We start from the raw sequence: 23188 nt of genomic DNA on the forward strand, positions 1-23188 counted from the left end.
GGCCATCACCCGTCCAGGTCGCCGAGGGCGCGGGCGATGAACTCGTCCACCAGGACCCGCAGGGTCTCCAGGGCCGGGAGATCCATCAGCATCGCCAGGTAGCCGCGGATGTCGCGCTCGCTCACCGAGAAGTCGATGTAGAGAAAGAGCACCAGGGCGTCGGCGCCGGCCCCCTCCCCGGTTCGCATCCCGAAGATCTGCGGGCCGTCGCCCCGCTCGATGCCGGGCAGCGACATGGTCAGGGTGCGCCGGAGCATGTTCGCCATCGTGGCGAGGCAGCCGTTGAGGATGATGTTGCCGGTCTCGGCGAGGGCCTCGTCCTCGAGGGCGGCGACCTCCTCGGGCGACAATTCCTCCCCGGCGACGGCCCGGACCAGCTCGCGGCCGTTCTCCTGGGGGAAGATCAGCAGGGCGCGACCCGCGAAGGCGCCCCCGAAATCCTGGTGCACGACCACGAGCGGCGCGGCCTCGCGCTCGCCGATCAGCCGCGCGGCGGCCTCGCGGGAGACGATCTCCACCGAGGGCACCGAGAGCAGCACCTGGGTGCCGATCATCTTGCGCAGGCTCGCGGCGGCGCGGCTGACGCCGATATTGACGAGCTCGGTGAAGGCGTCCTGCTGCAGCTCGGTCAGGCCGACGGCCGCCTCGGGGCCCGGGGCGCTCACGGGGCGCTCCGCCGCAGGCGCAGGGCGGCGCCCGAGAGGAAGCCCGCCAGGGCCTCGCCGGTCAGCGGCTTGGGCAGGAACGCCGCCTCGACGCTGCGGGCCCGGGCGATCACCTCGTCCTGGATGTTGGCCGAGACCACCGCGATCGGCATGCCCGGCCTGGCCGCGCGCAGCTCGGCCGCGAGCGCCAGCCCGTCCTTGCCCGGCATGTTGAAATCGAGGAGCGCGACGTCCACCCGCTCGCCGGCCATCGCCGCCAGGGCCTCCTCGGCATTAGCCGCCTCGCGCGACGCCCAGTCCGGCCTGAGCTGCCGCAGGAGGCGCGCCGCCACCGTGCGGGCGAGCTTGCTGTCGTCCACGATGAGGACGGTGATGGCGGCGGGCGGCGCGGATAGGGGCTGCGACATGGACGGCATCTAGGCTGTTTTCGCCGAAAGGGAAATGGATGCCGCGCGGGCTCTCGGCGTCGCAGCATAGCCGAAATCCCGCACTGTCGCGCAGGGTTTTCTCGGATCGCGGCGGGCGCGGCTCAGGACGGGTCGGATGGGGCGAGCAGCGGCGCGAGCCAGCGGGCCGCGAACGGATCGCCGCAGGTGCCGTGGAGCGGCGGACGCAGCCGCAGCAGCACCTGGACGACCGCCGTGTGCAGGCCGGTGCAGCGGCTCCACTCGACCCCCGCCCCCGGACGGGCGAGGAGCAGGGCGGCCAGGGCCTCGGCCTCTTCCACCGGGCAGGCTCCTTCGAGCCGGATCAGGCCGTTCCCGTCGTCGCGCAGGCTCACGTCGTCCCCTCCCCCGCGCGCCCGTCGATCAGGGTGTCGGGATCGAGCACCAGGATCACCCGGCCGTCGCCGGTCAGCGTCGTGCCGGCGAGCCCCGGCAAGGCTGCGAGCCCCGGCAGCGGCCGCACCAGCGCGTCGAGGCGGCCGGCGAAGCGGTCGACCTCGACGGCGACGGGGTCGCCGCCGCTGCGCAGGACCGCGAGCCGGGCCTCGGCGGCAGACGGGTCGGAAGAGGGCGCGTCGGACCTGGGCCCGTCGGCAGCGGGCGCATCGTCGGCCGGTACCGCCAGGAGATCGGCGAGGCGGAAGACCGGCACCGTGCAGTCGCGCAGGACCGTGGCGGCGCCCGGGCCGACGTCACGGATGCGCTCGCGCGGGACCCGGGCGACCTCGGCCACCGCCTCCATCGGCAGACCGTAGAGCTCCGGCCCGACCTCGACGAGGAGCAGCCGCGCGAGGGACTGGGCCCGCGGCAGGACGAGATGCACCGTCGTGCCGTGGCCGGCCCGGCTCTCGACGGTGCAGCCGCCGCCGAGGTGGCGCAGGGCGGCCCGCACCGCGTCCATGCCGACGCCGCGGCCGGAGACCGCCCCGACCTCGGCCGCCGTCGAGAAGCCGGGGGCGAAGATCAGGTCGATGAGTCCCGCCTCGTCGAGGGCGGCGAGGGCGGCGGGCGGCATCAGCCCGCGCTCGGCGGCGCGGCGGCGGATGAAGGCCGGGTCGAGGCCGCGCCCGTCATCCGAGACCGAGACGACGACCCGCTCCCCGCGTCCCTCGGCCCGCAGCACGATCCGGCCCGCCGCCGGCTTGCCGGCGCGGGCCCGCGCCGCGGGCTCCTCGATGCCGTGGTCGACGGCGTTGCGCAGGAGGTGCAGCAGCGGCTCGAACAGCCCGTCCGCCCCGTCCCGGTCGACCTCGATTTCCTCGCCCTCGAGCGTCAGCGTGACCTCCTTGCCGAGCTGGCGGGCGATGTCGCGCAGGGCGCGGGGGAAGCGGCGGAAGATCCGCGCCAGGGGCTGGAGCCTCAAGCCCACCGCCTCGCGGTGCAGCTCGGCGGCGAGCCGCCCGATCCGCTCGTCGCTCGCCCGCAGGGCCGGAACGAGACCGGTCAGGTCGGTCCCGGACGCGGCCCGGGCGACGACGTCGCCGAGGAGGCTGCGGGCGGCAGCCAGGTCCTCGGCCAGGGCCACCAGGGCGTCGATCCGGCCCGCCTCGACCCGCACGGCCCTGGGTGCCGCCTCGGCACCGGTCCTGGGTGCGGCCTCGGCACTGGGTGCCGTCTCCTTCGGCGCCGCCAGCGTCGCGATCGTCACCTGGTCGCGCACCAGGCGGAAGACCGCCTCGACCTCCGCCCGCGGGTCGGCGGTCAGCAGCGTCACCGCGAGGTTGCAGGCGAAGACGTCGAGCTCCTCCACCGGGGGCCAGGGAGCTGCGGGGGCGAGCCGCAGGGCCAGGAGCCCGGGCAGCCGCCGCACCAGGCCGAGGGGGTCGTCGCCGGCGAAGAAGCAGTCGGGCCGCGGCCGGTAATGCACGGCGGTGAGTTCGCCGGAAGCCCGATCCCCCACCTCCGTCAGGAGGTCGGCGGCCCAGTCGGGGGCCGGACCGGCCTCGCCGCCGGGGGCGATCCGCGGCTCGGAGGCCAGGAGAGCGCGGAACCGCTCCACGAGCCGCGCCGATTCCGCCTCGGCCCCCGCCGGGATCGCGCCGGCCGCGGCGATCGCCTCGGTCCAGCGCGCGGTGGCGTCCAGGGCGGCGAGCGCCAGGTCGACGAGGCCGGAGCCGGTCGCGAGGGTGCCGGCCCGGGCGGCCGAGAGCCCGTCCTCGGCCGCGTGCAGCACGGCCAGCATCGCCGGCCAGCCGAACAGGGCGGCGGCGCCCTTCAGGGTGTGGAAGGCGCGAAACACCCGGTTCACCGCCTCGGCCTCGCCCGGGGCGCCGTCGAGGGCGAGCAGGTCCTCGGCGGCGGCCTCGATCAGCTCCCGCGCCTCGGTCACGAACTCCGCCACGAGGTCGTCCGCCGGCAGGGCGGGGGCCGCGTCACTCATGCGCGTCCTCCGGCGGGCGCTGGTAGACGATCGCCTCCGGGAAGCGGCGGGTGCGGAACCGCGACGGGATCCGGGCCATCGATTCGGTATGCCCGAGGCAGAGGAAGCCGCCCGGCCTCAGGGCGGCATAGAGGTTGGCGGCGGCGCGCTTGCGGGAGGCATCGTCGAAGTAGATCAGGACGTTGCGGCAGAAGACGACGTCGAAGCGCCCCTCCTGCGCCATCCCGGCCCCGTCCACGAGGTTGCGGCGGCTGAGGCGCACCGAGTCCCGCAGCTCCGGCAGGATGCGCCAGCGCGGTCCCCAGTTCGGTCCCGCTGGGGCGGCTGCGCCGTCCGGGCCGTCCTCCGGCGTGAAGTAGCGCGCCACGAGGGCGGGCGGCAGCCGACCGAGGGCGCGCGCGCCGTAGCGCCCGGCCTGCGCCGCCGCGAGCGCCCGCGTGTCGATGTCCGAGCCGACGATCTCGATCTCCCAGGCATCGACCTCGGGCCAGTGCTCGAGGAGCCAGATCGCCAGCGAGTACGGCTCCTCCCCGGTCGCGCAGGGCATCGACCAGATCCGGATCGTCTCGCCCGGCCTCCGCCCGGCGGTGACCTCGCGCAGCAGCGACGCGGTGAGGCAGCTCAGCTGGTGCTCCTCGCGGAAGAAGTAGGTCTCGTTGACCGTGAAGGCGTTGACGAAGAGCTGGACCTCGCCGTCGCCGTCGGCCCGAAGGCGCGCGAGGTAGTCCGCGAAGGTCCGCGCCCCCGTCGCCCGCATCCGCTCGAGCACCCGGCGCTCGATGAACGGGCGCCGCGCCCCCGGCACCTGGATGCCGGTCTGGCGGTAGAGCAGGTCGCAGACCTGCGCCAGGTCGGGCTCGGTGAGCAATGCCGTCACGGGACCAGAGCCGCCAGCTCGGCCGCGATGGCCTCGACCGGGGCCACCACGCTGGCGCCGCCGGCCCGCACCAGCTCGCCCGGCATGCCCCAGACCACCGCGCTCTCCTCGGCCTCCGCGATGGTGCGCCCGCCCCGCCGCCGCAGCTCCGCCATGGTGCGGGCGCCGTCGCGGCCCATCCCGGTCATCAGCACGCCGACGAGGCGCTCGGGCGGGATCAGGTCGAGCGCGCTGTTCACCAGCCGGTCGACGCTCGGATGCCAGGGATAGTCGGGATGCGCCGGGGCCGGGGCCGCCATCAGCCCGCCGGGCCGGCGCACCACGATCACGTCGGCGTCGCCGCGCCCGACATAGACCCGGCCCGGGACCAGGGCGGCCGGGCGGGTGACCTCCTGCACCGCGAGCGCACTGAGCCCGTCGAGGCGCCGCGCGAGCGGCCCGGTGAAGGTCGCCGGCATGTGCTGGGCGACGACGATCGGCCACGGGAAGCCGGCGGGCAGCTCGGCCAGCAGGGCGGTGAGTGCCGGCGGGCCGCCGGTCGAGGCGCCGACGAGGACGAGGCCCTCCCCCGCTTCGGGCGGCGGCGGCGAGTCGGGGCGCCTGGCCGGACGGACCTTGGCCGTGGGGCGCGGCGGCGGGGGCTGGAGGCCGGCATGGCGGGCGCGCAGGCGCGCCGCGAGTCCCAACGCCGGGCGCGGCCGGGCGCGGGAGGCCGCCCGCACCTTCTGGACGAGGACCGGCCCGAACCGGTCGACCGCCAGGGACACCGCGCCCGCGGGCTTCGGCAGGACGTCGACCGCGCCGCGCGCCAGGGCGTCGAGGCTCACCTCCGCACCCTCGGCGGTGAGCCCGGACAGCATCACCACCGGGCAGGGCCGCTTCAGCATGATCCGGTCGAGGCAGGCGAGCCCGTCGAGGCCCGGCATGGTCACGTCGAGCGTCACGACGTCGGGGGCGAAGCTCACGAGGAGGTCGAGGGCCTCCAGCCCGTCGCGGGCGAAGGCGAGCGCGAAATCGCCCTCGGCGGCGAAGATGCTGCCCAAGACCTTCCGCATCAGGGCGGAATCGTCGACGACGAGGAGGCGGATCATGCCGGCCTCTCCCTGGGGGGCCCTGCCCGGCGCCCGCTTCGTGCCAGGGCCGCGACCACCGCGCCCTCGGCCCGGCCGACGAGCGCGGCGGGGTCGATCAGCGGCAGGAGCCCGCCCCCTGCCAGGCCGGCGATCCGGGTGATCGCCACGTCCTGCCCGTCGAGGAGGCCCGGCGCCGGCCGGATCGCCCCGGCCTCCAGCCGCAGGAGCCGCGCCGCCCCGTCGACGAGGAGACCCGCCCGGGTGCCCTCGACCTCGACCACGACCAGGCGCCGGCGCCCGTCCGCCTCGCCGGGCGGCAGGCCGAGGCGCCGGCGCAGGTCGAGGACCGGCAGGGCACCGCCGCGGCCGGTCAGCATCCCGGCCACGAAATCCGGGGCACGCGGCACCCGGGCCAGGGCGTCGGGCGCCCGCCGCACGCTCACCACCGCGCCGGCGGGCAGGCCGTAAGCGTCGCCGGCCAGCTCGATCACGACCACCGGCTCGGTCGCTGCGGGCGCGGCGGGCCCGAGCCCCGCGTGGGCCCGCTCCGCGTCGCCGGCCAGGGCCTGCGCCGAGAGGATGCAGGCAAGGGTCCGGCCGCCGTCGAGGCGGGCGAAGCCCGCGACCGGCCCCGCCCCGCCGCCGCGCAGGGCCCGCGGCACCGGGTCGATCGCCTCGGGGCCGAGGCGCAGGACCGGCCCGACGCGCTCAGGCACCAGGCCGACGCCGCGGACCACCGCGACCCGGCTCCCCGGGGTGCCGCCGAGCCCGAGGAGGGCAGAGAGCGAGAGGAGCGGCAGGACGCGCCCGCGCCAGGGCATCGCGCCGAGGGAGGCCGGACCGCTCCCCGGGACCGGGGTCACCGTCCCGGGGAAACCTGCCACTTCCTCGACATCCTCGAGCGGGAGGGCGTAGGGCCTGCCCGCGACCGTGAGCGCCAGAAGGGCGACCGTCGGCTGGGCGACCGGCGGTTCCGGCGGCTGCGGGGTCGCGCGCCCGGCCGGTCCGCCCGAATCCCGCCGGGGCAGGGCCGCCGCGACGAGGCCCGGCAGGTCGAGGATCTCGGCCCCGCCCGGATCCGCCGCGAGGTCGGCGACGCGGCCGACCAAGAGCCCCACCAACGGCCCGACCGGCTCGTCGGCCTCGGCGATCACCATCCGGCCGGGGGGCGCCGGGCGCGCGTCGGGCGCGAGCAGCCGGGCGAGGTCGAGGACCGGGAGCGCGACGCCGCGGGCGGTGGCGAGCCCGGCCAGCGCCGCCGGCGCCCCCGGCACCCGGGTCAGCGCCGGGACTGGCGCAAGGGCACGCACCCGCCCGGCCGGGAGGGCGAGGCGGGGTCCGGACGGGTCGGCCCCGGGCGAGACGATGAGGAAGCGCCCGGATGCCGGTCCCGGCCCTGTCGGTCCCGGCGCCGGCCCGGCGCCCGCCTCAGGCATCCGCGCCCTGCAATTCGTCGGCGAGGAGCGCGATCTCCTCGACCGCCGCCGCCAGGTCCTCGGCCCCGCGGGCCTGCTGGCGGGCGGCGATGGCGGCCTCGCTCGAGGCTCGGTCGGCCTCCTCGGCGGCCGCGGCGATCTGGCGGGCACCGGCCGCGATGTCGGCGGCGGCCGTGAGGATCGCCTCGGCGCCCTCGGCGATCTCGCGGTTGGCCCGTTCCAGGTCGGTCACGTCGGCCGCGACCGCGGCGAGGCCCGCGGTCAGGGCCCGGTTCTTCGCCACCTCGGCCTCGGCCGCCGCGACGGAGCGCTCGAGGGCGCGGCGCAGGGCGGCGGCGCCATCCTGGATCATGCGCAGCGTGAGGCGGATCCGCCCGGCGCCGGCGGCGGCGTCGCGCGCCAGCGCCCGGATATCGCCGGAGACCACCGCGAAGCCCTGGCCCGCCTCGCCGGCGCGGGCGGCCTCGATCGCGCCGCTCACCGCCAGCATGCCGATCTGCACCGCCACCAGGGCGACGTCCTCCGTGATCGTCTCGATGCGGCGGGTGCCGTCCTCGATCCCGCCGAGGCGGTCGAGCGAGCCGCGCATCCCGTCGAGGGCCTGCCCGACCCCGTCGGCGAGTGCGTCGACGGTGCCGCGGGCCTGCCGCAGCGCGTCGGCGATCGCCGCGACCTGCGCCAGGGCCCGGTCGGCGCCGGTGCGGGCGAGGCCGGCGACGCGCTCGATCTCCGCCATCGCGGCGGCGGATTGCCGGGCGGCGGCGCTCTGCAGGGTCAGGCCGCGGCTGATCTGGTCCACCGCCGCCAGGATCTCGGCGGCGGCGCCCGACAATTCCTGGATCGAGGCCGAGAGCGCGTCGGCCGACTTCCCGATCGCCTCGGACTCGGCGGACCCGCCGGCGGCGCTCTGCGTCTCGGCCAGGGCCGCCAGGGCCTCGGCGACGGTCTGCCCCTGGTCGAGGGCTTCGGTCTGCTGGGCCACCGCGCGTTGGGCCTGCTCCGCTGCGGCGGCCTGCTGCTCGGCGGCGGTCGCGACCTGCTCGGCGCCGGCCTGCGCCTCGCGGGTGGTCGCCTCCGCCTGGAGTGCCGCCGTGAGGATGCCCTGCGCACCCTCGGCCAGAGCCGCGAGATCGGCCCGCGCGCCCTCGATCTGCCGGGCGACGCGGCTGCCCGCCGCCGCCTCCGCCACCGCCCGCGCGGCGGCGTCGCGCACCGCCGTGCCGAGCGCCTGGATCTCGGCCCGGATCGCCTCGGCCCGCGCGCGGACCTCGCCGGCGCTCGCCTCCGCGGCCTCGGCGAGGGCCCGCACCTCGTCGGCCACCACCGCGAAGCCGCGTCCGTGCCCGCCGGCCCTGGCCGCCTCCAGGGCGGCGTTGAGGGCGAGCAGCCCGGTCTGGTCCGCGATGGTGCCGACCGTGCCGGTGACCTCGCCGATGCTCGCCGCCGCCCCGTCGAGGTCGTCGACGATCGCCACCGTCGCGTCCTGGCGCCCGGCCTCGGCCTCGATCGCGGCGATCGACTGGGTCGCCTGGGCGCCGGCCTCGGCCAGCAGGGACTGGAAGGCGGCGGTGCGGCGGCGCGACAGGTCGGCCCGCTCCCGCGCCTCGCCGAGGCGCCCGGCGATCGCCGCCACCGCGGCGAGCGATTGCTGCGCGGCGCCCGCGGCCTCCTCGGCGCCCCCGGCGATCTGCTCCATCGCCCGGCGCAGCTCCTCGGCCGCCGCCGAGGCCTCGGTGACGCCGGCGGCCAGTTCCTCGGTGGCGGCCCCCAGGCGCTCGGTCGCCTTCTGCCGGCGCGTCCCGGCCGGCTCGCGCGTCCGGCGGCGGCGGATGGCCGGGGTGTGATCCTGTGCGGCGGCGGGCCCCGGCTCCTGGGGCGCACCGTCCCGGGCCGCGAGCTTCGCCTTCTTCACCAATGCCATCGCAGCCCAAAAATCCGCCCGCCCCCGTGCCGGTTTGCCGGAGGCGGGCAGCGGGGGCAAGCGTGGCGGGGCGGAGGGCTGGGGAGTATGGTGACTCAGCCGGCCCAGCCCAGGTCCCGGCTGATCGCGGCGGCCGTCTCCCGCACCGTCCCGGCCAGCGCCTCCATCCGGGCCTCGTCCATGTACTGCACGGTGCTCGAGACGCTGAACGCCGCGACGATCGCCCCGCCCGCATCCCGGATCGGGGCGGCGACGCAAGCCACCTCCGGCTCGTTCTCCTCCCGGTCGTAGGCGATGCCCTGCCGGGCATAGGTCCGCATCCGGGCGAGCCAGGTCGCGAGGTCCGGGCTGTGGGCGCCCCGCGCCGCCCCGAGGCGGTGGAATCCCCGCCAGCGCGCCTCGTCGAGATCGAGGATCAGGGCCTTGCCGAGGCCGGTCGACCAGACCGGCTGGCGCTCGCCGACCCGCGAGCTGATCTCGATGCGCCGGCGCCCCGGCAGCTTGTCGAGGTAGAGCGCCCAGTCCTCCTCCAGCACGCCGAGATGGATGGTGTCGCCGCAGGCCGCCGAGAGCCGCTCGAGATGCGGCCGCGCCACCCGGGTCACCGGCGAGGCCTGCTGGGCCCGGAAGCCCAGCTCGAGGAGCTTGGGGCCGAGGCCGTAGCCCTCCCGTGGCGCGAAGGTGAGGTAGCGCTGCTCGACCAGGGCGGCGGCCAGCCGGTGGGTGGTGCTCCGCGTCGTGCCGAGGGCCGCCGACAGCCCGGCGAGGTCGCGTGCGCCCGCCGCCACCGCCTCCAGGATGGCGAGCCCGCGCAGGAGCGTCTGGCTCCCCGGCGCCACGCCCTCCCCCCCGGTTGACGGCTTCGCGGCCATGCGCGTATCGTCCCACATAGAAGAACAAGATCCCAACATATGGGATCAAGTGGTGCGGCGCCAGGGCGGTGCCGGAGGACGCCCGAACGAGAGCCGCCTCCCCTGCCCTGCCCGCACCCATGAGGATCGTGCGCCGCGACGGCGCGCTCGATGGAGGAGGTTCGACCCGATGAAGCTGTTGCGCTACGGCCCCGCGGGCCAGGAGAAGCCCGGCCTGCTCGACACTGACGGCCGCATCCGCGACCTCTCCGGCCACCTGCCCGACATCGATCCGGCCGCGCTCGGCCCCGAGGCGCTGGCCCGCCTCAAGGCCCTCGATCCGGCGAGCCTGCCGGCCGTGCCCGGCGCGCCGCGCCTCGGCACCCCGGTGGCGGGCGTGGCGAAGTTTATTGCCATCGGTCTCAACTTCGCCGATCACGCCGCCGAATCGAACCTCCCGGTGCCCAAGGAGCCGATCGTCTTCATGAAGGCGGTCACCTCGCTCTCCGGCCCCGACGACCCGGTGATGCTGCCGAAGGACTCGGTGAAGAGCGACTGGGAGGTCGAGCTCGGCATCGTCATCGGCCGCCGCGCATCTTACGTCGAGGAGGCGCAGGCGCTCGACTACGTGGCCGGCTACTGCCTCGTCAACGACGTCTCGGAGCGCGAGTACCAGATCGAGCGCGGCGGCACCTGGGACAAGGGCAAGGGCTGCGATACCTTCGGGCCGGTCGGCCCCTGGCTCGTCACCGCGGACGAGGTCGGGGATCCGCAATCGCTCGACATGTGGCTCGACCTCAACGGGAAGCGCATGCAGACCGGCAACACCCGCACGATGATCTTCACCTGCCGGCAGATCGTTTCTTACGTCAGCCGCTTCATGACCCTGATGCCCGGCGACATCATCACCACCGGCACGCCGCCCGGCGTCGGCATGGGGATGAAGCCCGATCCGGTCTTCCTGAAGCCGGGTGACGTGATGACCCTCGGCATCGAGAAGCTCGGGCAGCAGCGCCAGGAGGTGACCGCCTGGCAGCGTCGGGAGGGGTGAGGGGCTGTTCGCCCGCCTTGCGTCGTCTTCCTTCCACCTCCCCTCTCCCACCCGCGTCCTCATCCTGAGGTGTCAGTCGATGACCATCGACTGACCTCGAAGGAGAGCTCCAGACGTCTCTGCGAGCCCTGGAGCCCTCCTTCGAGGCGAGCGAAGCTCGCACCTCAGGATGAGGGGCGCGGGTGGGATCGAGCGGGTCCCCGCGGATCGCACCTCTCCCATTCGAACAGGCTTTGCGACGATGGCTTATCCCGACCGCTTCAAGGGCCGCGCCGCCCTCGTCACCGGCGGTGCCTCCGGCATCGGCCTCTCTGTCGCGGCGCGGCTCAAAGCCGAGGGCGCCGCGGTCGCGCTCTGGGACCTGAACGCGGAGGCGCTGGCCAAGGCCAAGGCCGGGACGGGCGCGACCGACATCCGGGCGCTCGACATCGCGGACCCGTCCGCGGTCGAGGCCGCGATGCGCGAGAGCGTGGCGGCTCTGGGCGGCCGGCTCGACGTGCTGGTCTGCAGCGCCGGCATCACCGGGCCGAACACCACTGTGCGCGACTATCCGGTCGAGGCCTGGCAGCGGGTGATCGACGTCAACCTCAACGGCCTGTTCTACTGCAACCGCGCCGCTCTGCCGGCGATGGCAGCGGGCGGCTACGGCCGCATCGTCAACGTCGCGTCCATCGCCGGCAAGGAGGGCAACCCCAACGCCTCGGCCTATTCGGCCTCCAAGGCCGGTGTGATCGGGCTGACGAAGTCGCTGGGCAAGGAGCTGGCCAAGTCGGAGATCCGGGTGAACTGCGTCACGCCGGCGGCGGTGCGCACGGCGATCTTCGACCAGATGACGCAGGAGCACATCGACTTCATGCTCTCGAAGATCCCGATCGGCCGCTTCGGGACGATCGACGAGGTGACGTCGCTGATCTGCTTCCTGGCGAGCGAGGAGGCGTCGTTCTCGACAGGTGCGGTCTTCGACGTGTCGGGCGGCCGGGCGACGTACTGAACCGGCGCTGCGCGGCGGCTCCGGCATACGGAGCTGCCGCGTCAATCCGGCACCGTGATCCCCGTCAGGTCCGCTTTCGGCTCCGGGAAGCGCGGGTCCATCGCCTCCAGGGTGTCGGCGATGAGACGCGCCACCGCGAGGTTGCGGAACCACTTCCGGTTCGCCGGCACCACGTGCCAGGGGGCGAGGCGCGTGCCGCAGAGGGTCAGCGCGTCCTGGAACGCCGCCTGATAGGCGTCCCAGGACTCGCGCTCGACGAGGTCGGCGGGATCGAACTTCCAGTTCTTGGTCGGGTCGGCGAGCCGCGCCTCCAGGCGCTCCTTCTGCTCTGCCTTCGAGATGTGCAGGAAGATCTTGAGCACGGTGGTGCCCGAGAGGGTGAGCAGGCGCTCGAAATCGTTGATCAGGCCGTAGCGCGGCCGCCACACCGCCTCCGGCACCAGCTGCTTGACCCGGACGATCAGCACGTCCTCGTAGTGGCTGCGGTTGAACACCCCGATCATGCCGCGGGCCGGTGCCCTCTGGTGGTAGCGCCACAGGAAGTCGTGGTCGAGTTCCTCGGGGCTCGGGGTCTTGAACGACGAGACCTGGCAGCCCTGCGGGTTCACCCCCTCGAAGACGTGGCGGATCGTGCCGTCCTTGCCGCCGGTGTCGATCGCCTGCAGCACCACCAGGAGGCTGCGCTGGCGCTCGGCGTAGAGCCGCTCCTGCAGGGCCTGGATGCGGGCGCGCACCGCGACCAGCTCCTCCTCGGCCGCCGCCTTGCCGTCGGAGGAGCCCGGCGCGTCCGGGTCGATCTCGGCGAGCCGGCAGGGCGCCTCCGGCCGGAACTGCACCACCCCCGGCGGCGGCACCGGCACCGTCGCGCCGTGCTCGGCGAGGAAGCCGGGGCTCGCCTCAGCCAGGAGGCCGGCCTCGCGCGCCCAGGCGGCGGAGGATGGCCGCGGATGGCCGGGCGGTGAAACCGGCTTGTCTTTCGGGTGCTTCTTCGACATCGGAAAGGCAGGTTTTCGTGCGGGGACAGGGTGTGCGATCGATAACGACAGCCAAGCGGGGCCGTTCCGAAAGGGGTCCCCGATGAGCCGGGCGCCGCTCTACTTCGTGCGCCACGGCGAGACCGACTGGAACGCCGAAGGCCGCCTGCAGGGCCAGCGCGACACGCCGCTCAACCGCAAGGGGGTGGCCCAGGCGGCGGAGGCCGGCGCGCGCCTGGCGGGCCTCCTCGGCGAGGACGTCGGCGCCCTGCCCTACCTGGCGAGCCCGATGGAGCGCACGCGGCGCACCATGGAGGGCCTGCGCGCCGCGCTCGGCCTCGACCCCGCCGCCTACGCCACCGACGAGCGCCTGAAGGAGATCGGCTTCGGCGCCTGGGAGGGCCTGACCTGGAAGGAGGTCCGCCGCAGCGACCCCGCCCGGGCGCAGGCCCGCGACCGCGACCGCTGGAACTACTGCCCGCCGGGCGAGGGCGCCGAGAGCTACGCCATGGTGGCGCAGCGCGTGCGCCCGCTCCTCGACGCCATCGATCGCCCGACGGTCATCGTCGCCCATGGCGGCGTCGCCCGCGCCGTCATGGTCACGCTGGGAGCGGCGAGCGCCGAGGAGGCGCCCCACATGGAGATCCTGCAGGGGCGGATCCTGGTGCTCGCGGGCGGCACGCGGGCTTGGGTCTGACACCGCGTTTTGTGCCCGTCCGTGCCTTGAACCGGCCCCGGTTCTCGTCCACCTCCCGCCTGCCCGAGTTCGGGACGGAATCTGCGCCGGAAGCCGGGATCGGGCCGGTGCGTCTCAGCATCATGCGCCGAAGGGGTCACCGGTTCGGCAGCGAAAATGATGCACAAACAAGGGCTAAGCAGAGTTGCACGGGGCAGCTCTGCTCAGGTCAACGGCCCGCCCGGGCCAGCGGAGTCGCTTGATGAACCACACCGCCGGGACCGTCCGCCCGCCCAGCCACGGGATGCGCCAGCCGGCCGTCCCGCCCCAGGGTGCGGCGGTGCTGCGCGGCCCCGTGCGGCCGGACCTCATCCGCGACGAGGTCCTGGCCGAGATTTTTCGCGAGACCGCCCACAGCCGGCCTGACCATGCCGCGCTCATCGACGCGGCGAGCGGGGCCGATTCGGCCTCACGCAGCCGCCTGACCTACGCCGAGGTCGACCGGCGCTCCGACGCGATCGCGTCCGGGCTCGCGGCCCGCGGGGTCGGCCCCGGCGACGTGGTGGGTCTCTGGATGGCGCGCTCGCCCGACCTCCTGGTGGCCCAGATCGGCATCACCAAGGCCGGCGCCGCCTGGCTCCCCTTCGACGCCGAGGCGCCCGCCGACCGGGTCGCGATCTGCCTCGACGACGCCGCCGCCAAGGCGCTGATCGTCTCCGGCGTCCTGAAGGCGAAGGCCCCGGCCGGAACCTGCCCGGCACTGACCCCCGACGAGGTCGCCGCGCAGGCGAGCGGCCCGGCGCCGGACCTGCGCGCCGCCGGCCTCACCCCCGCGCACCCGGCCTACCTGATCTACACCTCGGGCTCGACCGGCGTGCCGAAGGGCATCGTCATCAGCCACCGCAACATCTGCCACTTCCTGCGCGCGGCCAACGCCCTCTACGGCATCACCGGCGACGACGTGGTGTTCCAGGGCGCGTCGGTCGCCTTCGATCTCTCGATGGAGGAGATCTGGGTTCCGTACCTGGCCGGCGCGACCCTGTTCGTCGCGAGCCCGGCCCAGATGGGAGACGCCGAGGCCCTGCCGGACATCCTGATCGAGGCCGGGATCACGGTGCTCGACACCGTGCCGACGCTGCTCGGCCTGATGACGAGGGACGTGCCGCGCCTGCGGCTGATCCTGCTCGGCGGCGAGGCCCTGCCGGAGCCGCTGATCGCCCGCTGGGCGACCCCGAACCGAAAACTGTTCAACACCTACGGGCCGACCGAGGCGACCGTGGTGGCGACCGCCGCCGAGATGAAGCCGGGCGATCCCGTCACGATCGGCGGGCCGATCGCCAACTACACCGCCTACATCGCCGACGAGGCCCTGAACCTCGTCGGCCCCGGCGTGCAGGGCGAGCTGCTGATCGGCGGCCCGGGCGTCGCCGCGGGCTACCTCGCCCGGCCGGAGCTGACGGCGGAGAAGTTCATCGCCAACCCGTATGGCGGCGACGGTTCGGACCCGGTGCTGTACCGCTCCGGCGACGCGGTCTCGCTCGATCACGCCGGCCGCATCATCTTCCACGGCCGCATCGACGACCAGGTCAAGATCCGCGGCTTCCGGGTCGAGCTCGGCGAGATCGAGGCCCGCATCCGGGCGCAAGGAGGCATCTCCGCCGCCGCGGTGGTCCTGCGCCAGGACGACGGCGTCGACCGCCTCGTCGCCTTCGTGGTTCCCGAGCGCGGCAGCGCTTCTCTCGAAGGAAACGCCCGCGGGGCGGAGTTCGACCGCGGCCGGCTGCGCTCGGCGCTGGCCGAGACGATGCCGCCCTACATGATCCCGGCGCATTTCGAGGTGGTGGAGAGCCTCCCCGTCCTGGCCGCCTCCGGCAAGGTCGACCGCAAGGCCCTGCGCGCCGCCCCCCTCGCCGTGGTCGAGCCCTCGGGCGAGCAGGAGGAGCCGCGGGACGAGACCGAGGCGGCGCTCCTGGCGGCCGCCCACAAGGTCTTCGGCAACCAGCCGATCCCGTTCGAGGCCGACTTCTTCGGCGATCTCGGCGGCCACTCGCTGCTCGCCGCCCGCTTCGTCTCGGCGGTGCGCGAGGTGCCGGCGCTCGCCGCGATCACCCTGCAGGACGTCTATAACGGCCGCACCCTGCGGGCGATGGCCGAGACGCTGATCGAACGAACCGGCGGGGCCGGCGCCGCGGCCGCGGCCCACGACCTCTCCTTCGCGCCGCCGCCGCTCATGCGGCGCTTCCTGTGCGGCCTCGCGCAAGCGATCGTGCTGCCCTTCGTGATCGCGCTCGCGACCGCGCAGTGGCTCGGCATCTTCGTCACCTACCTGCTGATCACCGGCGGCGATCTCGGCTTCTTCTCCGAGATGGCGGTCCTGCTGCTCGTCTATATCGGGCTCAACGCCGCGACGGCGCTGATCGCGATCGGGGCGAAGTGGGTGGTGCTCGGGCGGACCCGGCCCGGCCGCTATCCCCTGTGGGGCTCCTACTATTTCCGCTGGTGGCTGACCCAGCGCCTGACGCCGCTCGTCCACGTCAAGTGGCTGCAGGGCTCGCCGATGATCCGCATCTACCTGCGGCTGCTGGGCGCCAAGATCGGCGAGGACGCGCTCATCTCCGACATCGAGATCGGCGCGCCGGACCTCGTCAGCATCGGGCGCGGCGCCTCGCTCGGCGGCCGGCTCACCCTCGCCAATGCCGAGGTGGTCGGCAACGAGCTCGTCATCGGCCGGGTCTCGATCGGCGACGACGTTGCCATCGGCACCTCCTGCGTCGTCGGCTACGACACCCGGATCGAGGACCATGCCGAACTGGCCGACCTGACGACGGTGCCGGCCGGCACCGTGGTCGGCCGGGCCGAAGCCTGGGACGGGTCGCCCGGCCGCAAGGTCGGCGAGGTCGACCTCACCGACCTCCACCCGGCCCCGACCGCCTCGGCCCAGCGCCGGGCTGTGTTCTTCGTGCTCTACGCCGCGCTGCTGGCGGCGATCCCGGCGGTCGGCCTCCTGCCGATCTTCCCGGCCTTCTACATCTTCGACCAGATCAGCGATTCGCTCGCGGCGCTGACCGACCTCGACTACCACGTCTACCTGCCGCTCCTGACCTGGCCGACCGCGATGCTGATGACGGCCGGCACGGTCGGGCTCATCGCCGGCATCCGCTGGCTGATCCTGCCGCGCCTGCGCGAGGGCAGCTACCCGGTCCATAGCGGCACCTACCTGCGCAAATGGGCGGTGGCGCTCGCCGCCGAGGTGACGCTCGAGACCCTCTCGTCGCTCTTCGCCACGGTCTACATGCGGGCCTGGTACCGGCTGATGGGCGCCGGCATGGGCCAGGGCGCCGAGATCTCGACGAACCTCGCCGGCCGCTACGACCTCGCCGAGGTCGGGGCCCGCAACTTCATCGCCGACGAGGTGGTGTATGGCGAGGAGGAGGTGCGCCGGGGGGTGATGGAGCTGGCCCCGGTGCGCACCGGCGCCCGGGTCTTCGTCGGCAACGACGCGGTGGTGCCGCCCGGCGCCGTGATCCCGGACGACGTGCTGATCGGCATCAAGTCGAAGCCGCCCGCCAACGACCGCATGGCGCCCGGGGAGACCTGGTTCGGCTCGCCCCCGATCAAGCTGCCGACCCGGCAGCGCGTCGATCTCGGCCAGAACAAGACCTTCGAGCCCGGCCTCTGGCCGCGGGTCGGGCGCGGCGTGTTCGAGGCGTTCACCTCCTCGTTCTCGCCGATGCTGTTCATCACCTTCGCGATCCTGTCGATCGATTTCGTGTTCTACCCGGCGATCCTGGCCCAGGACTGGACCGGCCTGGCCGTCAGCTTCGTGGCCACGAGCGTGGTGATCGCGGTGCTGCAGACCCTGGTGGTCATCGCCGTCAAGTGGCTGCTGATGGGCCGCTACGCGCCCGGCATGCACCCGATGTGGTCGTGGTGGGCGATGCGCACCGAAGCGGTCGCGGTGATGTACTGGGGGCTCGCCGGCAAGGTGCTGCTCGAGCACCTGATGGGCACGCCGTTCCTGCCCTGGGTATTGCGGCTCCTCGGCACCCGGACCGGCGAGGGCGTCTGCCTGCTCTCGACCGACATCACCGAGTTCGACTGCGTCACCATCGGCGACTTCGCCTCGGTCAACCGGATGTCGGCCCTGCAGACCCACCTCTACGAGGACCGGGTGATGAAGGTCGGCCGGGTCGAGGTCGGCCGCGGCGTCAGCGTCGGCGCCTTCGCGACCGTCCTGTACGACACCAAGGTCGGCGACTACGCCCAGCTGCGCCCGCTCACCATCGTGATGAAGGGCGAGATGATCCCGGCCAATTCCCGCTGGGAGGGCGCGCCGGCGGTGCCGGTGGTGCACCAGGCGGTGGCGGCGGAGTAGCCCGGCCCCCCGTCCGCTTCCGGCACGCCCGCCGGCGGCCTCGCGGGCGTCCGGTACCGGCGTCGAAGGGCCGGCCACGAGGTCGGAAAGCCCGCTGCCGGGCCCTGTTCCGCGAGGCCGCGGGGATCGTCGGCTGACGCCCGCGCGCGGATCGCTGCGAGGGGGTCGTCCCGGCGGGACGGGCGACGCGACGGGGATGGCGTCCGGGTCCGGCTCGGACGGATCCAGAGCAGGCGCACGACCGGGCTCGACCCCGCGGCGGGCGGTCCGGCACGACGCTCAGCCGGAGCCGCTCGTGCCATTCGCCAGCATCAAGGTGGCCGTCGCGGCGCAGGGCCGGAAACCGGCATCCTCCGGCCGCTCCGCCGGGCGAACGACGAGAAACGGCGCGGGCCTTCCGGCCCGCGCCGTTCATGACGTGGCGGATCAGCCGGCCGTCAGGCGGCGGCCGAGACCTCGGTCGGGACGGTCGAGATGGTCTTCAGGATCTGCGAGGCGATCTGGTAGGGGTCGCCCATCGAGTTCGGGCGGCGATCCTCGAGATAGCCCTTGTAGCCGTTGTTGACGAAGCTGTGGGGCACCCGGATCGAGGCGCCGCGGTCGGCCACGCCGTAGCTGAAGGTGTGGATCGAGGCGGTCTCGTGCTTGCCGGTCAGCCGCATGTGGTTGTCCGGGCCGTAGACGGCGATGTGGTCCTCGCGGGCATCCCCGAAGGCCTTCATCAGCTTCTCGAAGTACTCCTTGCCGCCGACTTCCCGCATGTAGGCGGTCGAGAAGTTGGCGTGCATGCCCGAGCCGTTCCAGTCGGTGTCGCCGAGCGGCTTGCAGTGGTACTCGATGTCGATCTCGTACTTCTCGCACAGGCGCTGCATCAGGTAGCGCGCCATCCACATCTCGTCGGCGGCCCGCTTGGAGCCCTTGCCGAAGATCTGGAACTCCCACTGGCCCTTCGCCACCTCGGCGTTGATGCCCTCGTGGTTGATGCCGGCGGCGAGGCAGAGGTCGAGGTGCTCCTCGACGATCTGTCGGGCGACCGAGCCGACATTCGAGAAGCCGACGCCGGTGTAGTACGGGCCCTGCGGCGCCGGGTAGCCGGTCTCGGGGAAGCCGAGCGGGCGGCCGTTCTTGTAGAAGAAGTATTCCTGCTCGAAGCCGAACCAGGCGCCCTCGTCGTCCAGGATGGTGGCGCGCTTGTTCGACGGGTGCGGGGTCTTGCCGTCCGGCATCATGACTTCGCACAGGACCAGGACGCCGTTGGTGCGGGCCGGGTCGGGGAAGTGGCGGACGGGCTTCAGCACGCAATCCGAGCTGCTGCCCTCGGCCTGCTTCGTCGAGCTGCCGTCGAAGCCCCAGAGCGGAAGCTCCTCGAGGGTGGGGAAGCTGTCGAAGGCCTTGATCTGGGTCTTGCCGCGAAGGTTGGGGGTCGGCGTATAGCCGTCAAGCCAAATATACTCGAGCTTGTATTTGGTCATCTCGCGTCTCTCTTCAGGATCCGATGGAGCCCGAGCTTCCTCGTCGGCGCCATCACCCGCCAGCGGCGTCCCATCGCTAGCACGTCCCGTGCCAAACCCCATGGACCAGCGGAACGATCGGCGGAGCGCCGCGTTGCCGACGACCTCCAGGGGGTGGAGCGCCCCGAAGGCACCGCCTTTCGACGGGAAAGCGCCTGGGTGACCGATTGCGCGGCAGGGCGCCAGATCGCCCAGGATTGCGTCACACCCACCAGATCAGCGGGAGGCGCAAGCGCAGGCATGCACGTAATTTAGACAACTACTGTTTTTTTCGTAGTCAACCGGCGCAATCTCCGGGCAGACTCCTTATGGTCATCACGGCCGCGGCGGCGACGCGCGGCCCTCACGGGAGACCGACCCTATGAGCACCCTCAGCCCGCGCCCCACTGCCACGATCTACGCCTTCCCGACCGGCGGCCGCAGCCGCGGCGGCCGTAACGACTGGTCGGCGCCCACCCCCGCACCGCGGGAGCGCGGTCCCGAGATCATGCCGGCGAGCGGCGGCTACCACGACGCGGCGATCCGCGAGGACCGCGCGCGCAAGCCGTAGGACTTCGGCTGGAAGGCTCCCGCTTGTCCGAAGCCCCGCGTTGCGGGGCCTGCGCCCTACTCGCCGAAGATCGACCAGCCGAGGCGCTTCGTCAGCCGCTCCAGGGCGATGCGCCCGAGATGGGAGTTGCCCGCCGCGTCGAGCCCGGGCGACCACACGGCGATCGAGGCCTTTCCGGGCGCCACCGCCAGGATGCCGCCGCCGACGCCGCTCTTGCCCGGCAGGCCGACCCGGTAGGCGAACTCGCCCGAGCCGTCGTAATGGCCGCAGGTCAGCATCACGGCATTGATGCGCTTGGCCCGCTCCGCCTGCACCACCGACAGGCCGGTGCTGGGATCGCGGCCGGAATGGGCGAGGAAGCGGCCCGCCACCGCGAGCTGCCGGCACGTCATGCTGAGCGCGCAGTGGTGGAAGTAGACGCCGAGCGTGTACTCGACCGGATTGTCGATCACCCCGAAGGACTTCATGTAGTTGGCGAGCGCCATGTTGCGAAAGCCCGTGCGCTGCTCGGAAGCCGCCACCGCCTCGTCGATGGTGATCGCGGTGTCCTGCGCGAGGAACTGCATGAAGCGCAGGATCTCGCCGAGCGCCTCGCGCGGCTGGTGGCGCGACAGGATCAGGTCGGTGACGGCGATCGCCCCGGCATTGATGAACGGGTTGCGGGGCACCCCGCGCTCGTATTCGAGCTGCACGACGGAGTTGAACGGGCTGCCGGAGGGCTCGCGCCCGACCCGCTGCCACAGCCGGTCGCCGACCATTCCCAGCGCCAGCGTCAGGGTGAAGACCTTCGAGATGCTCTGGATCGAGAACGGCACGTCGCAATCGCCCGCCGCCGCGACCTCGCCGTCGGCGCCGATCACCGCGAGGCCGAACGCGCCGGGATCGACCCGGGCGAGCTCGGGGATGTAGCGCGCCACCTCGCCGCGGTCGGTCCGCTTTCGCATCTCGTCGACGATCTCGCTCACGACGGTCTCGAGGTTCGGCACGGTTCTTGGACCCTGTTGGAGGACGCGTAAGCGCCTTGAGAGCAAGTCCGGGGCCTGCGGCGAGCCGAAACGGCGGATTCGCCGGTGACCGCGAGGCGATTCGCGAGTTGACGCTGCGGCCGCGCGCGACGCGGGCCTGCAGCGGGAGACAGGGCCGGTGGACCGGGACGACACGATCGCGATCATCGGGGCGGGCATCGCCGGGGCGGCGGCGGCACGGCGGCTGCACGCGGCCGGGCGGCGGGTCGTCGTGCTCGACAAGGGCCGCGGCCCCGGCGGCCGCATGGCGACCCGACGCGGCCCGGGCGCCTTGCGCTTCGACCATGGCGCCCAGTACTTCACCGCCCGCGATCCCCGCTTCGCCGCGCAGGTGGCGGAGTGGGCGGCGCGCGGCGTCGCGGCGCCCTGGGGCGGACCGGGGCGCTCCGTCGGCGTTCCCGGCATGACCGCGCCGGTGCGCGACCTTCTCGCGGGGCTCGACGTGCAGTGCGGCCGCGCCGTCGGCCGCCTGGTGCGGGAGGACCGGCGCTGGCGGCTCGCCGAGGCCGACGGCGCGGCGCTTGCCGGGGGCGCGGCCTTCACGGCCGTGCTCCTGACCTGCCCGGCGCCCCAGAGCCTCGCCCTCCTCGCCGGCGCCGGCCTCGACCTGCCCGGCCTGGCGGAGGTTCGCTACGCTCCGTGCTGGACCCTGATGCTGGCCCATGATGGCCCGCCCCCGCTCGACGGACCGGTGCGGGAGAACCGGGATCCGGACGCGACGATCGCCTGGGTGGCGCAGGACGGCGCCAAGCCCGGGCGGGAGGGCGCCACGGTCGTGGTGCAGGCCGCGCCGGCCTGGTCGCGCGCCCATCTCGAGGAGGATGCCGCCGACATCGCCGAGCGGCTGCTCGACGCCCTGCGGGACCTGCCGGACGTCGCGGGGCCGGTGACGGTGGGCCACCGCGCGGCCCATCGCTGGCGCTACGCCCGGGTCGAGCGGGCCATCGGCGAGCCCTGCCTCTACGCGCCCGGGACGGGCCTGGGCTTTGCCGGCGACGGCTGCCTCGGCCCGCGTGTGGAGAGCGCCTATCTCAGCGGCCTCGCCCTCGCCGAACGGGTGCTCGCCGAATCGGTGTGACGTCGAGGCGGCAATGCGTGGCCGGATTCGTAAACGGCGCGAACTCTCGGGAAGAAATCCGAAACGACCCGACAGGGGCGGTTCGAGGCAATCATGAGCGCTTGCGATCACAGCATCTCGCACCCGCGAGACATGAGATGCTGCATCTGCGTGCCCGCGAATTTGATTCACTGACGCACAATTCTGCCCGTAATCTTGGCCTTGCATCGATTTCGACGCCGAACCGGTAACGAATCCGGCGAATGATGCACGAGGGTGCGGGGCCGCACCGCGGGGTGGGCGGGAGTGGCCCTATCGTGGCGCCACAGGAGGACCATCGTTCCGCCCAAAGGCGGTGCGATAGCTCCCCATCCCGGGATGACCTCATCCCGATGCCGGCCTGGACCGGCCCCGAAGGCCGGACTCCGCCGGCCTCGCACCAAGCCACAGGGAGCCCGTGAGCCCGGGCCGGGGCGGCGTTAGCCTCCGCGGCTCCCCTCGGATCCCTCATGTCGGGTGAGTACGATGTCTGATGCGTCCCTTCTCTTCCACATCGCCGGGTCGCTGGCCTTCGTGGCCGTCGTCGGCCGCGGGATCGGCTGGGCCCTCGACGCCTGGGTGAGGCTGGCGCCCGCTGGCGCCGACGACGAGGCCGCCCTGGCCGAGTAGGCGCGCTCCGGATAGACTCCCGCCGGATCCGGTCCGGCCGAGGAGGACGCCCGTTGCGCGCATTGATGGACAGGGCCGAGCGGATCGCCGCGCGGCTGACCGCCCGGCGGGAGACCGTCGCGGTCGCCGAATCGTCCTCGGGCGGGCTGGTGGCAGCGGCGTTGCTCGCGGTGCCGGGCGCCTCCGCCTACTTCCTCGGCGGCGCCGTGGTCTATACGGGCCAGGCGCGCCGCGCGCTCCTCGGCCTCGACGAGGCCGGGATGGCGGGCCTGCGCGGGGCGAGCGAGCCCTATGCCGAGCGCGTGGCCGCCCTGGTGCGGGAGCGCCACGGCGCCGTCTGGGGCCTGTGCGAGACCGGGGCCGCCGGGCCGGGCGGCAACCGCTACGGCGACGCGGCGGGCCATACCTGCCTGGCGGTGGCCGGGCCGGCGGCGCGCCGCCTGACCCTCGAGACCCGCAGCACCGACCGGGCCGCCAACATGGAGGCCTTCGCGGCCGCCATGCTCGACGCCTTCCTGGACGCGCTCACGGAGGCGGACCGGGGCGCCTGAGGGCGCCCGGGCCTTTTTTCTGCTGGGCTCAGCGCCCGCACGCGGCAGCTATGCCGCCCGCACCGTGTCGAGGAAGCGGGCGACCTCGGCCGAGAGGTGCTCGGACTGG

General features: G+C 73.9%; 20 protein-coding genes. 8 read left to right on the forward strand and 12 right to left on the reverse strand.

Annotated elements, in window-relative coordinates; all coding sequences use genetic code 11:
* Positions 1 to 5: 5 nt before the first annotated feature.
* The 9 genes from EU555_RS29590 to EU555_RS29630 form a co-directional block, all read right to left on the reverse strand.
* A complete protein-coding gene (locus tag EU555_RS29590; protein WP_205821021.1) occupies positions 6 to 665 on the reverse strand; it encodes a chemotaxis protein CheX in 660 nt (219 codons plus the stop codon).
* Entirely contained in the window at positions 662 to 1072 is a 411-nt protein-coding gene (locus tag EU555_RS29595; protein WP_135418923.1) for a response regulator, read from the reverse strand. Before EU555_RS29595 ends, EU555_RS29590 begins: the two co-directional genes overlap by 4 nt.
* Before the next feature lie 122 nt (positions 1073 to 1194).
* Positions 1195 to 1446, reverse strand: a complete 252-nt coding sequence (locus EU555_RS29600; RefSeq protein WP_135418924.1) for a hypothetical protein — start codon at positions 1444 to 1446, stop codon at positions 1195 to 1197.
* Complete coding sequence (locus tag EU555_RS29605; RefSeq protein WP_135418925.1) at positions 1443 to 3491, reverse strand: chemotaxis protein CheA; 2049 nt, start codon at positions 3489 to 3491, stop codon at positions 1443 to 1445. Before EU555_RS29605 ends, EU555_RS29600 begins: the two co-directional genes overlap by 4 nt.
* Positions 3484 to 4368: a CheR family methyltransferase gene (locus tag EU555_RS29610; protein WP_135418926.1), complete on the reverse strand. Its 885-nt coding sequence runs from the start codon at positions 4366 to 4368 to the stop codon at positions 3484 to 3486. The genes EU555_RS29605 and EU555_RS29610 overlap by 8 nt, the downstream gene beginning before the upstream one ends.
* On the reverse strand, positions 4365 to 5459 hold the full coding sequence (cheB, locus tag EU555_RS29615) for a chemotaxis-specific protein-glutamate methyltransferase CheB (RefSeq protein WP_135418927.1): 1095 nt from the start codon (positions 5457 to 5459) through the stop codon (positions 4365 to 4367). Before cheB ends, EU555_RS29610 begins: the two co-directional genes overlap by 4 nt.
* Positions 5456 to 6877, reverse strand: a complete 1422-nt coding sequence (locus EU555_RS29620; protein ID WP_135418928.1) for a chemotaxis protein CheW — start codon at positions 6875 to 6877, stop codon at positions 5456 to 5458. Before EU555_RS29620 ends, cheB begins: the two co-directional genes overlap by 4 nt.
* Entirely contained in the window at positions 6870 to 8798 is a 1929-nt protein-coding gene (locus EU555_RS29625; RefSeq protein ID WP_135418929.1) for a methyl-accepting chemotaxis protein, read from the reverse strand. The genes EU555_RS29620 and EU555_RS29625 overlap by 8 nt, the downstream gene beginning before the upstream one ends.
* 95 nt (positions 8799 to 8893) lie before the next feature.
* Positions 8894 to 9670, reverse strand: a complete 777-nt coding sequence (locus EU555_RS29630; protein WP_135418930.1) for an IclR family transcriptional regulator — start codon at positions 9668 to 9670, stop codon at positions 8894 to 8896.
* A 169-nt stretch (positions 9671 to 9839) separates the two neighbouring features.
* Between EU555_RS29630 and EU555_RS29635 the strand changes: the two genes are divergently transcribed.
* Complete coding sequence (locus EU555_RS29635) at positions 9840 to 10700, forward strand: 2,4-didehydro-3-deoxy-L-rhamnonate hydrolase (RefSeq protein ID WP_135418931.1); 861 nt, start codon at positions 9840 to 9842, stop codon at positions 10698 to 10700.
* Positions 10701 to 10941: 241 nt separating this feature from the next.
* Positions 10942 to 11691: an SDR family NAD(P)-dependent oxidoreductase gene (locus EU555_RS29640; RefSeq protein WP_135418932.1), complete on the forward strand. Its 750-nt coding sequence runs from the start codon at positions 10942 to 10944 to the stop codon at positions 11689 to 11691.
* Positions 11692 to 11732: 41 nt separating this feature from the next.
* On the opposite strand, the gene EU555_RS29645 is transcribed toward EU555_RS29640, so the two are convergent.
* Positions 11733 to 12686 (reverse strand): polyphosphate kinase 2 family protein, encoded by a 954-nt coding sequence (locus EU555_RS29645; RefSeq protein ID WP_135418933.1) that lies wholly within the window; start codon positions 12684 to 12686, stop codon positions 11733 to 11735.
* A gap of 82 nt (positions 12687 to 12768) precedes the next feature.
* Between EU555_RS29645 and EU555_RS29650 the strand changes: the two genes are divergently transcribed.
* Positions 12769 to 13362, forward strand: a complete 594-nt coding sequence (locus EU555_RS29650) for a histidine phosphatase family protein (RefSeq protein WP_135418934.1) — start codon at positions 12769 to 12771, stop codon at positions 13360 to 13362.
* A 241-nt stretch (positions 13363 to 13603) separates the two neighbouring features.
* The gene (locus EU555_RS29655) at positions 13604 to 17716 is read left to right on the forward strand and encodes a Pls/PosA family non-ribosomal peptide synthetase (protein WP_135418935.1); all 4113 of its coding nucleotides are present in this window, start codon (positions 13604 to 13606) and stop codon (positions 17714 to 17716) included.
* A gap of 437 nt (positions 17717 to 18153) precedes the next feature.
* On the opposite strand, the gene EU555_RS29660 is transcribed toward EU555_RS29655, so the two are convergent.
* Positions 18154 to 19188, reverse strand: coding sequence for a glutamine synthetase beta-grasp domain-containing protein (locus EU555_RS29660; protein ID WP_135418936.1), 1035 nt, complete (start codon positions 19186 to 19188; stop codon positions 18154 to 18156).
* 400 nt (positions 19189 to 19588) lie between these two features.
* Between EU555_RS29660 and EU555_RS29665 the strand changes: the two genes are divergently transcribed.
* Positions 19589 to 19777, forward strand: coding sequence for a DUF2735 domain-containing protein (locus EU555_RS29665; RefSeq protein ID WP_135418937.1), 189 nt, complete (start codon positions 19589 to 19591; stop codon positions 19775 to 19777).
* 56 nt (positions 19778 to 19833) lie between these two features.
* On the opposite strand, the gene EU555_RS29670 is transcribed toward EU555_RS29665, so the two are convergent.
* Positions 19834 to 20763: a glutaminase gene (locus EU555_RS29670; RefSeq protein ID WP_135418938.1), complete on the reverse strand. Its 930-nt coding sequence runs from the start codon at positions 20761 to 20763 to the stop codon at positions 19834 to 19836.
* A gap of 157 nt (positions 20764 to 20920) precedes the next feature.
* Between EU555_RS29670 and EU555_RS29675 the strand changes: the two genes are divergently transcribed.
* From EU555_RS29675 to EU555_RS29680, 3 genes are all read left to right on the forward strand, one after another.
* A complete protein-coding gene (locus tag EU555_RS29675; RefSeq protein ID WP_135418939.1) occupies positions 20921 to 21880 on the forward strand; it encodes an NAD(P)/FAD-dependent oxidoreductase in 960 nt (319 codons plus the stop codon).
* A 504-nt stretch (positions 21881 to 22384) separates the two neighbouring features.
* Positions 22385 to 22528, forward strand: a complete 144-nt coding sequence (locus tag EU555_RS36420; protein ID WP_167858703.1) for a hypothetical protein — start codon at positions 22385 to 22387, stop codon at positions 22526 to 22528.
* Positions 22529 to 22581: 53 nt separating this feature from the next.
* On the forward strand, positions 22582 to 23079 hold the full coding sequence (locus tag EU555_RS29680; RefSeq protein ID WP_135418940.1) for a CinA family protein: 498 nt from the start codon (positions 22582 to 22584) through the stop codon (positions 23077 to 23079).
* The last annotated feature ends 109 nt before the right edge of the window (positions 23080 to 23188 follow it).

The sequence above is a fragment of the Methylobacterium nonmethylotrophicum genome, from assembly GCF_004745635.1.
Taxonomy (GTDB): Bacteria; Pseudomonadota; Alphaproteobacteria; order Rhizobiales; family Beijerinckiaceae; genus Methylobacterium; species Methylobacterium nonmethylotrophicum.